The organism is Thermovenabulum sp., assembly GCF_049701175.1.
GTDB lineage: Bacteria > Bacillota > Thermosediminibacteria > Thermosediminibacterales > Thermosediminibacteraceae > Thermovenabulum.
The window spans coordinates 1-10,466 of sequence record NZ_JBNATW010000046.1; the positions used below are offsets into that span (position 1 = coordinate 1).

9 protein-coding genes and 1 tRNA gene are annotated in these 10,466 nt (G+C 37.7%); all 10 read left to right on the plus strand.

What is annotated here, in order from left to right:
• The first annotated feature begins 211 nt into the window (after positions 1 to 211).
• The 10 genes from ACPLVF_RS11495 to ACPLVF_RS11540 all read left to right on the plus strand — a co-directional run bounded on the left by ACPLVF_RS11495 (position 212) and on the right by ACPLVF_RS11540 (position 10,397).
• Positions 212 to 1,447, plus strand: coding sequence for a uroporphyrinogen decarboxylase family protein (locus ACPLVF_RS11495; protein ID WP_424907969.1), 1,236 nt, complete (start codon positions 212 to 214; stop codon positions 1,445 to 1,447).
• 232 nt (positions 1,448 to 1,679) lie between these two features.
• On the plus strand, positions 1,680 to 2,312 hold the full coding sequence (locus ACPLVF_RS11500; protein ID WP_424907970.1) for a cobalamin B12-binding domain-containing protein: 633 nt from the start codon (positions 1,680 to 1,682) through the stop codon (positions 2,310 to 2,312).
• Positions 2,313 to 2,318: 6 nt separating this feature from the next.
• Positions 2,319 to 3,542: a uroporphyrinogen decarboxylase family protein gene (locus tag ACPLVF_RS11505; RefSeq protein ID WP_424907971.1), complete on the plus strand. Its 1,224-nt coding sequence runs from the start codon at positions 2,319 to 2,321 to the stop codon at positions 3,540 to 3,542.
• A gap of 87 nt (positions 3,543 to 3,629) precedes the next feature.
• Positions 3,630 to 4,793: an MFS transporter gene (locus ACPLVF_RS11510; protein ID WP_424907972.1), complete on the plus strand. Its 1,164-nt coding sequence runs from the start codon at positions 3,630 to 3,632 to the stop codon at positions 4,791 to 4,793.
• Positions 4,794 to 5,005: 212 nt separating this feature from the next.
• Positions 5,006 to 6,778 (plus strand): ASKHA domain-containing protein, encoded by a 1,773-nt coding sequence (locus ACPLVF_RS11515; protein ID WP_424907973.1) that lies wholly within the window; start codon positions 5,006 to 5,008, stop codon positions 6,776 to 6,778.
• Positions 6,779 to 6,913: 135 nt separating this feature from the next.
• On the plus strand, positions 6,914 to 7,729 hold the full coding sequence (locus ACPLVF_RS11520) for a methyltetrahydrofolate cobalamin methyltransferase (RefSeq protein WP_424907974.1): 816 nt from the start codon (positions 6,914 to 6,916) through the stop codon (positions 7,727 to 7,729).
• Positions 7,730 to 7,831: 102 nt separating this feature from the next.
• Positions 7,832 to 8,710: an amidohydrolase family protein gene (locus ACPLVF_RS11525; RefSeq protein ID WP_424907975.1), complete on the plus strand. Its 879-nt coding sequence runs from the start codon at positions 7,832 to 7,834 to the stop codon at positions 8,708 to 8,710.
• Between the two features lie 78 nt (positions 8,711 to 8,788).
• Positions 8,789 to 9,463, plus strand: coding sequence for a cobalamin B12-binding domain-containing protein (locus ACPLVF_RS11530; protein ID WP_424907976.1), 675 nt, complete (start codon positions 8,789 to 8,791; stop codon positions 9,461 to 9,463).
• Positions 9,460 to 10,182: a GntR family transcriptional regulator gene (locus tag ACPLVF_RS11535; protein WP_424907977.1), complete on the plus strand. Its 723-nt coding sequence runs from the start codon at positions 9,460 to 9,462 to the stop codon at positions 10,180 to 10,182. Before ACPLVF_RS11530 ends, ACPLVF_RS11535 begins: the two co-directional genes overlap by 4 nt.
• A 139-nt stretch (positions 10,183 to 10,321) precedes the next feature.
• Positions 10,322 to 10,397, plus strand: a tRNA-Lys gene (locus ACPLVF_RS11540).
• Positions 10,398 to 10,466: the final 69 nt, after the last annotated feature.

Genomic DNA, 10,466 nt, shown 5'->3' on the forward strand with positions numbered 1-10,466 from the left:
TTGTACATTCTCATCCCACCTTTAGCGAGGCTGTGATGGAAGCAGTTCACGATGTGCACGGTGAGTCCATTCATAATGCTTAAATTCAAAATGTATATACATATATAGTCATAAATAAAAAATTTAAGAAGTAATTATATATAAATAAGGGAAATACCCAAAAGGGTCACCATATTATTTAAAAATTATTAAAATGGAGGTGTAAAGAAAAATGACTTTAAAGAGTTCCGAAGAAATCTCAAAGGAGCGTCTTGCTCGCATTGAAGCTGCGATAAACTTAAAAGAGCCTGACAGAGTCCCCTTTTCTGGATTGGGAGGCGATATAATACCAGCGTATTCGGGTATTACTCAGTACGAATACTGTTTTGATTACGAAAAGACGCGCAAAGCCATTGTAAAGTTTAATAAAGATTTCCCCTGTGATTGGACCTTTGCTGCCGGCTTTACAGGAGTTGGAGTACCGCCTTTTACCTACGCTTTTGCAGATTACCCCGATGTATCTGCCAGTGTAGGTATGGCAATGTACGGGACAATTCACGACATCCTGGGTGACAAATGTACGAGATACCCGGGTAGGGAAATTGATAAAAACTGCTCACCCCAGTTTATAGGCGGAACTTTTATGGAGCCGGAAGAATACGACAAATTGATAGAGGATCCTGTAGGATTTATTTCCGAAACCGTACTTCCAAGGATTTGCCGCAATTTAGAAACTCCGCGTAAAGCAATGGCAGCTATGGTAAGACTTGGTTTGGAAGTTGAAAAAATTACTTCCTTTGTGCAGGCTGTAGGGAAGGATTTAGCTGAACTGGGATATCCTTCAATACCTTTTACCTTAGGATATGCACCCTTAGATTTAATAGGGGATGGTCTAAGGGATGAAATGAACTTGCTGCTTGATCTTCGCAGGTATCCAGACAAGGTAAAGAGGGCATGCGAAGCTCTTATAGAACCAATTTTAAAAGTAGGCTTAGCATTAAAGCCTTTTGGTGTAAAACTTGCTTTTATACCGCTTCACCTTAATGAATACCTTTCACCCAAACTTTATAAGGAGTTTTATTGGCCCTATCTCAAGGAAGTTATTTTAAGATTTTTAGATGAAGGTATAAAATCCTTTGTATTTTTTGAAGGGCGGCATGATGCTCATTTGGAAACAATTCTTGAACTTCCCGCAGGATGGGGCATAGCTTATTTTGAGAAAACCGATATAAGAAAGGCAAAGAAACTTTTGAAAGGCCATACATGCGTTATGGGTGGAGTGCCTATAAGCCTTATCGTGAGCGGGACACCTGAAAAGATAGATGCATACATCAAGGAATTATTGGATGAGGTAAAACCCGGTGGAGGCTTCATCCTCGCCCCAAGTGTAGGGATTGCCCCTAGGGAAACACCATTAGAGAATATTAAGGCTTTAATTGAAGCTGTTGAAAAGTACGGCAAATACTAAGTATTTTTATCATGGATAAGGTTTAGAGTGCAAATAAAAATATCTGAAATTAATGCAAATTATAAATATAATTAGCATCTCTTATATTCACAATTTTTCAAATCAACAAATGAAAAACAAAAAATACAAATTTTAAAAAATATGGGGGGTGAAAATGGAGGATAGAGCTAAAATTTAATGATTTTAAAACAATTAACAAAAAAATTAAAAATTAGAAAGGGAGGAAGGCAAAGTGGTTGAGGAACTTTTCAACAGAATAGTGGATATGGATGAAGAAGGTTCAATAAATATGGCGAAGGAGTATTTAGAAAGAGGTGGAGATGCTCAAAAGCTACTTGAAGTATGCAGGGACGCAATGGGTGTGATAGGCGAGAAGTTTGAAAAAGGGGAGTATTTTCTTTCTGAACTTATTCTTGGGGGAGAAATATTTAAAAGCATCATGGAGTTTACCCTGCCGATGATTAAAAAAGGTGATGTTAAAAAGCTTGGTAAGATAGTACTTGGCACGGTAAAGGAAGACGTGCACAACATAGGCAAGGATATATTCAAGGTATTTGCAGAGGCATCCGGGTTTGAAGTAGTTGACATAGGTATAGATGTACCTGAAGAGAAATTTGTGGAAGCGGTAAAGGAACACAAACCCGACATAGTGGGTATGTCCTGCTTGATAACCGCAGGAGTAAGCTCGATGAAGAGGACTGTAGATGCATTGAAGGAAGTGGGGTTAAGGGACAAAATCAAGATAATAATAGGCGGAGGAAGGGTAGACGAAGGAGTTAAGGAGTATACTGGAGCGGATGCATGGGCGGACGATGCTGCAAAGGGAGTAAGGCTTTGCAAGGAATTAATGGGGATAGAGGGGTGATGGAGAATGGCAAAAAGACCGGAGGAACTTGCAAAAGAGCGCTATGACAGGGTAATGGCTGCTATAAACCTTCAAGAACCTGACAGGCTTCCCTTGGCAGGTGTAGGAGGAGATATAGTTCCTGCTTACTACGGGATAAATCAATATGAATTTTGCTATGATTACGATAAAGCTGTAAAAGCAATAGAAAAATTTTTAAAGGATTTTCCCTGCGACTGGCCTTTTGCAGCATCTATATCGGGTTTAGATGGCAGGGTATTTTGTATGGCGTTTGCTGATACACCAGATATAGCATTCAATACTACTTTTATAACAGGGCCTATGCACGATGTTTTAGGAGACAAATACTACAGATACCCTGGAAGAGAAATATCAGAGGATGCATCACCTCAATTTATAGGCGGAGTATTTATGGAACCGAATGAATACGATAATTTAATTGAAAATCCCACTAAATTTATTGCGGAAACCGTGCTTCCGAGGGCCTGCAGGAATTTAGCTACGCCAAGTCAGATGATGGCTACAATGGTTAGGTTTGGAATAGAAATAGCAAGATTCGGAGCATTAATGGGTCAAATAGGTATGGTATCAGCTCAATTGGGTTATCCTTCCATAGGTATAGGCGGCGCATATGCACCTTTGGATATAATAGGAGATTTTCTAAGAGGGCCAGAAAACACCCTGTTGGATATTAGAAGATATCCTGACAAGGTTAAAAAAGCTTGCGAAGCGCTGATAGAACCTATTGTAAATTACGGATTGGAAGCTAAAAAGTATGGAATCAATATAGCATTCATACCATTACATCTTAATGAATATCTATCACCAAAACTCTATAATGAATTTTACTGGCCAGGACTAAGAGAAGTTATACTTAGACTCGTAAAAGAAGGCATGAAGGTATTTGTGTTCTTTGAAGGGCGCCATGATGCTCATTTGGAAACAATTCTTGATTTACCAAAAGGCTGGGGTGTAGCTTATTTTGAAAAAACCGATGTGGTAAGGGCCAAAAAATTATTGAAAGATCATACCTGTATTATGGGGGGCATACCCATAAGCTTGATTGTCGGCGGTACACCAGAAAAGATACATGAATATATAAAGAATTTGGTCGAACAGGTAAAACCGGGTGGAGGATTTATCTTAGCACCAAGTGTAGGTACTGCGCCGAAAGGGACACCTCTGGAAAATATTGCTGCTCTTATTGAAGCAGTAGAAAAATACGCTTAAAGTAAATATTTGGGCACCGGTGAAGACCAGCATCGGTGCCCTCATACCTTAATAAAATTTATAAAAATATTAGAAGGGATGAGTATTATGAAGGGTAACAAAACTACAATCACCATTGCCGTGATGTCCATATTTTTTATAGCAATGGGCGTAGGCACCATCACAGCTGCCATTCAGAATATAGCTGAAGCCTTTTCCCAGCTTAAATTCAGCACCGTTTTACTAGTATCCACACTTCCTTCCCTTTTCATAATTCCATCTACGGCTCTGGCAGGCATGATGGCGGGCAATAGAATAAGATACAGAACGCTGCTGATTGTGGGGATACTTCTTTTTGTACTAGCAGGAGCAGCTCCCTTCTTTATGAATGACTTTACATCTATATTAATATCAAGGGCGGTTTTTGGGATTGGCCTCGGTATGATAAGCCCTCTGGGTAATGCACTTATTTTAAGCCTTTATGAAGGCCAGGAAAGGGCAAATATGCTCGGGTTATCAGGTGTAATAATGAATTTGGGCGGGATAGTACTTCAGATGCTGGGGGCAATACTCTGCACCATAAGCTGGCGACATGCGTTTTTAGCCCACCTGCTGGGCATAATCTCCCTTGTCATGGTAATTTTCATGCTTCCAGAGCCGGAAAAGAAAGAGCAGTTAGACCAGGTAAAGATGAAGATGCCCGCTGCCGTATACTTTATATCCATATTATTCGGCATTGTTATGATGCTCAACTATCCGATGCTGGTAAATATGTCTACTATAATAATTACCGGTAATTTGGGCGATGCAGCTTCTGCAGGGTTTGTGCTCTCGATGTTTACAGTAGGGGGAATGGTGGCAGGTGCCATTTTCGGTAAACTTTACCAGAAAGCGACCCGGTTTACCATTTCCATAGGGCTGGCTATATTGTCAGTGGGGATGGGTTGTGTAAATTACGCCAACAGCCTTATGATGTTGACCGTAGGTGCGGCTCTTGTAGGAATGGGATTCGGCATTGTAATGCCTGCCGTAATGATGATAATAGGTATGATTGTCCCACCTGAAGGATTTGCAGCTGCTTCGGGAATACTGATGGCTATAATGAATGTGGGAGGATTTATATCCACTTATTATATTGCACTTCTTTTAAATATAAACGATTCAATACGTTTTCCTATTTTTATAGCAATGGTTATATATGCAATTAGTGCGTTGGTTTATACTTTGTCTAAAATTAAGACCCCTCCCGCGATTTCCACTCCTTTGAAATAAGCATAAAATCATATCCTTACTGATTGAATTTTAATCGCGCTCAAATTAGACACTATAAAACCTTTATAAGTTTTATACTTATTTTTGCATAATTATATATTTTTTTATAAAAATTTGTATATCTTTTTTTATTTTGGTGTTTATGCTAATATTTTATTAAAACTATGAAATTTATAAAAAGTATTTACTATTTAATTTAGGTGGTGCACATAATGAACAAATACAAGGTAAAAATACTGCCGGACAATATTGAAATGCTTGTAGAAGAAAACACAGTTTTAAAAGAAGTATTTACAGAAGGCGGTATAAAATTTGAATTCCCCTGCGGTGGAGCAGGTAAGTGCAAAAAATGTAAGGTGAAAATAAAGAAGGAAGGAGAAAAGGAAGAAGAAGTTCTTGCCTGTCAAACGGAAGTAAAAGGGGATTTAGTAGTTGAAATTATCAAGCGGGAACAAAAACATCACATTTTAGAAAAGGGTGTAAAACGGCAGGTAGTTATAAATCCTTTGGTAAAAAAAGTGTATTTGGAATTACCACATCCTTCCATACAGGATAATCGTGCTGATTGGACCAGATTAATAGAAAGCCTGGGGCAAAAAGGATTAAGGGCAAACCTTAAAGTATTACGAGACTTGCCGGAAAAACTCAGAAAAAGCGACTTTAAATCTACGGTCGTAATTGCAGGTGACGAAGTTGTTGCTGTTGAGAGCGAAGATACAACAGAAAAATTGCTGGGTATGGCTTTTGATATAGGAACCACTACCATCGTGGGGTACCTTATGAATTTGAACACTGGGCAGGAGCTTACCCATGTTTCCTCCATAAATCCGCAAACCAAATACGGTGCAGATGTAATTTCTCGCATAATTTTTGCTTCTCAGAGCGCCGGCGGTTTGGAGAAACTGCATAAGGAAGTTGTAATGGAAATAAATAGCTTGATAGAAAAAGCGGTGGAAGAAGCCGGCTATAAATCGGAAGACGTATATGCCATTACCGTTGCCGGAAATACCACCATGCATCATCTCTTCCTGAAAATACAGCCCCGGTATCTGGCCAGTGCCCCTTATGTGCCGGTAGTTAAGGAAAAGTTGACAGTCGGTGCTGATGATATCGGTATAAGGATAAATCCTGCGGGTAAGGTCTTTTTACTTCCAAACATAGCCGGTTTTGTGGGAGCGGATACGGTGGCAGCGGCTTTGGCGGCAGAAATGGATAAAGCGGAGGAATTAAAACTTTTGATAGATATCGGAACCAATGGGGAAATCGTGCTGGGGACAAAAGAAAGACTTTATGCCTGCTCTACAGCTGCAGGACCTGCCTTTGAAGGAGCACATATATCGTGTGGGATGAGGGGAGCTACCGGGGCTATAGACCATGTATCCATAGGAGAAGAATATAAATATACCGTAATAGGAGACACACTGCCCGCCGGGATATGCGGTTCGGGACTCCTGGATGCGGTAGCCGAACTTTTAAAAATTGGTGTTGTGGACACTAACGGAAGGATTTTAAAACCCGATCAGATAAGAAATAAGTTAGGAGGAAAATACAAAGATAGAATTGTAACCATAAACGGCATTTTGTCATTTTTACTTGAAAAAGAAACAGCGACGGGGCAGCCCGTATATATAAGTCAAAAGGACATAAGGGAACTTCAGTTAGCTAAAGGAGCAATTGCAGCAGGGATTGAGGTGCTTTTAAAAACCTATGGGGCAAAGGTTGAAGATATAAAAGAAGTGCTTCTCGCAGGTGCTTTTGGAAACTATTTAAATCCCGAAAGTGCGTGCAGGGTGGGTTTAATTCCTCCCGAACTGAGAGGGAAAATAAAAGGAATAGGGAATGCTGCGGGTGTCGGAGCAAAGTTAGCCCTGCTTTCAAAAAAAGAGTTTAAACGGGCGGAGATGCTTTCTCAAAAGATAAAGTATATCGAACTCAGTGCGGTACCCGAATTCAGCAGCTTTTTTGCAAAAAAAATTAGTTTTTGAAGCATGATAAATGAAAATAAAATAGACAAAATATATAGAAAATATAAAAAAATATTGACAAAAAATGATAAAAATGATAATTTTTAATAAAGATGTATATACATGTTATATACTAATTGGAAGGAAGGGATTAACGTGATTATAATTGGAGAAAAAATAAACGGGACCATTCCCTCGGTAGGACAGGCGATCCAAAACAAAGATGAAAATTTTATAAGGGATTTAGCTATAAGGCAAGCAGAAGCAGGCGCTGACTATATTGATGTATGCGCAGGTACCGCTCCAGAAATTGAATTAGAAACATTAAAGTGGCTGATGGACATAGTCCAGGATGCTGTCGATAAACCCTTATGTATTGACAGCCCTAACCCAAGGACAATAGAAGCGGTTTTTAAGTATGCGAAAAAACCCGGTATTATAAACTCAGTATCAGAAGAAGGGGATAAATGTGAGGTAATTTATCCATTGATTAAGGGCACTGAATGGCAGGTGATAGCCCTTACCTGTGACGACAGGGGTATACCTTCCGATGTAAACACGAGGGTAGAAATTGCAAAAATCCTAATAGAAAAAGCAATAAAATATGATATTCAACCGGAACGTATACATATTGACCCGCTGGTTATATCTCTGCCTACGGATAATAACTCTTTATTAAAATTTATTGAGACAATGAATATTATAAAAAAATTATATCCTACTGTAAAAATAACCTCTGGTCTCAGCAATATTTCCTTTGGGATGCCTTACAGAAAAATAGTAAATATGTGTTTTTTGACCATCGCCGTTTTTTCCGGTATGGATTCTGCTATAATGGACCCCTGCAATAAGGATATGTTGGCTGCACTGTTAGCTACAGAGGCGCTTATAGGAAAAGACAGATACTGTAGGAAATATAACAATGCTTATAGAAAGGGTTTGATAGGGGTGAAAAAAGAAAATCAACAGTAGTATAATAATTAAGGATATTTATTATTTATTATTTTAAGAGCCTGTCGCTTTAAACGACAGGTATTTTTTAAGTTTTAATATCTTTTGAAAGGAAGCTTTTGAATGTATATCGATTGTCATATTCACATAGCTTTGAGTGGAGAAAATACAAAAGAATATAGGGAGAAAGTACTTCAAGGGGATTACCTGCCATTAAAGAGTATTTTAAAAAAATATAAAACTAAAAATATACTATTTTTAAGAGATGGTGGAGATAAATTTGGCATTTCTTACATTGCAAGAGAACTGGCAGCTGAAGAAGGAATTATTTATAAGACTCCTGTGTATGCTTTCTCTAAAGCGGGTAGTTACGGCAGCTTTCTTGGAAAGTCTATAAGGGGGATGGATGAGTTTAGTTATGAATTTAAAAAGCTTCTAAAATTTAAACCTGACCATTTTAAATTAATACTTTCGGGAATAGTAGATTTTGATACCTACGGACGTGTTACGGAAGAACTCTCTTTTGACTATGATGAGGTATATTATATGATACAGACGGCAAAGGATAAAAATCTTTCGGTAATGGTGCACGCAAATTCGTCGAAGGCTATAAAAATGGCTATAAATGCAGGGGTAGATACCGTAGAACACGGATATTATATTTCGGAGGAAGAATTACTGCTAATGGCAGAAAAGGATGTAGTTTGGGTGCCTACCCTTTCTCCTCTTGGGAATTTATTAAAAAATTACGATAAAAGGTTTGAAAAACAGATGGATAATATAAAAAAGATATATAATAAACATCTTGAAAATGTTAAAAAAGCCTTGCAGTTTGGGGTTAAAGTTGCTGTGGGAAGTGATGCAGGTGCATATAAAGTAGACCATGTGGAGGGTTTTTTTGATGAATTGGAGCATCTTAAAAAAACAGGATTGGCTGAAGGTGAAATAAATGAAATTGTAATAAAAAATGGCAAAAAAGCTTTAAATATTGAGGTAAATTAAAAAATAATTAGATTTTGATGAAAAATTCGAATAGTGATATAATAGCTTATAAGGTTAATAAACATGAGGAGTGTTATAATGGTGAAGCAGTTAGATAAGTCAATTGTAAAAGCTGTAGAGGAATTGAATGAAGACAAGGTTTTAATGTTAATAAAAAAGGCTTTGGAAATGGAAATGGAAATGGACCCTTTTTATTTGTTAAACCTTGTGAAAAAAGGCATGGATAGAGTTGGAAAACGTTATGAAAATAAAGAGTATTTTATTGCAGACCTGATTATGGCAGGAATTATCTTTAAGGAAGTATTAAACATTATAAAAAATACTGATGTTTTCAAGAATACACAAAAGTTATTTATGGGCAAAGTGGTTTTAGGGACAGTAAAAGGAGACCTGCACGATATAGGGAAGGAAATTTTCAAAGGGCTTATGGAAGCAAGCGGATTTAATGTAATAGACCTCGGAGTAGATGTGCCAAAAGAGACTTTTGTAAAAAGCGTAGAGCTTTACAGGCCCGAAATAGTGGGTATGAGCAGCGTCTTGACATTTACTGTTGACGCCATGAAAGATACAGTGGACGCACTTAATGAAGCCAATCTAAGAAAAAACCTTTTTATTATAGTTGGTGGAAGCTACCTTAATCAAGAGTTATGCCGATATATTGGTGCAGATTATTATACAAATGATGCATTAAAAGGAGTAAAAAAGTGTAAAGAATGGATTGAAAAAATTAAGAATAAGGAGATGCAAAAATGAAGTTACCAGTGTATCTCAAAATTGCTGCAGATATTAGGGAAAAAATTTTAAAAGGAGAATTGAAACCAGGAGATGCTATATTTTCTGAACACGAGCTATGTAAGGAATACAATGCAAGCAGAATGACCGTGAGAAAAGGGCTGGCGATATTATTAAACGAAGGTTACATTTATTCTGTCCAGGGTAAAGGCAACTATGTTAAAGAGCCGGAACACGACAAATATATTTTATATTTTAACGAGATAAAAAGCATAACAGGAAAAGTAAACAACATGAAATTGATAAAAGCAGATATTATTAAACCTCCTTCTGATATTTGCAATTTACTGCAGATATCGGAAAACAAGAATGTGGTAATGATCGAAAGGCTTTTCTTTGAGGATGACGAACCGGTAGCATACGACAAAAAATTTCTCGTATATTTTAAAGGGATGCCCATAATAGAAAAGGAATTAATATTTTCCACCTTTCCCGAGTTGGTAGCAAAGAGCTTTGATGTTTATACGATGAAAAAAGAGCTGACAATCTATACGCGTATGCCCGATGAAGTATTGAAAGAACAACTAAACATAGACGGGGATATACCCTTAATGGTGGTTGAACAAAAACTTTACAATAAAGACAATAGGCCGGTAGGATATGGGACTATATTTTTTAGAGGGGATTATTTTAAGCTTTTTGCTCAGGCTTCGATATCGGATGATGATAAAAATAAATAAAAAGGAGTAGATTATTGTTACCGTATGCGATAAAAAAGGTAAAATTACATAAGGGGGTAAGAGACAAAAAATTTCCTTTTAATATAGGGTTGACAGAATTTATTTTTTATAGTAGTATAATACTTGCTTTGTTAAATTAGAGCCATTAGCTCAGTCGGTAGAGCACCTGACTTTTAATCAGGGTGTCCCGCGTTCGATTCGCGGATGGCTCACCATTTTAAGTGGCCCCGTGGTCAAGTGGTTAAGACACCGCTCTTTCAAGGCGGTAACAGGGGTTCGACTCC

What these genes read in the sequence shown, in the direction of transcription:
- ACPLVF_RS11495 (WP_424907969.1), top strand. Translation starts at nt 212, where the DNA reads ATGACTTTAAAGAGTTCCGAAGAAATCTCAAAGGAGCGTCTTGCTCGC.
- ACPLVF_RS11505 (WP_424907971.1), top strand. Translation starts at nt 2,319, where the DNA reads ATGGCAAAAAGACCGGAGGAACTTGCAAAAGAGCGCTATGACAGGGTA.
- ACPLVF_RS11510 (WP_424907972.1), top strand. Translation starts at nt 3,630, where the DNA reads ATGAAGGGTAACAAAACTACAATCACCATTGCCGTGATGTCCATATTT.
- ACPLVF_RS11515 (WP_424907973.1), top strand. Translation starts at nt 5,006, where the DNA reads ATGAACAAATACAAGGTAAAAATACTGCCGGACAATATTGAAATGCTT.
- ACPLVF_RS11525 (WP_424907975.1), top strand. Translation starts at nt 7,832, where the DNA reads ATGTATATCGATTGTCATATTCACATAGCTTTGAGTGGAGAAAATACA.
- ACPLVF_RS11530 (WP_424907976.1), top strand. Translation starts at nt 8,789, where the DNA reads ATGGTGAAGCAGTTAGATAAGTCAATTGTAAAAGCTGTAGAGGAATTG.
- ACPLVF_RS11535 (WP_424907977.1), top strand. Translation starts at nt 9,460, where the DNA reads ATGAAGTTACCAGTGTATCTCAAAATTGCTGCAGATATTAGGGAAAAA.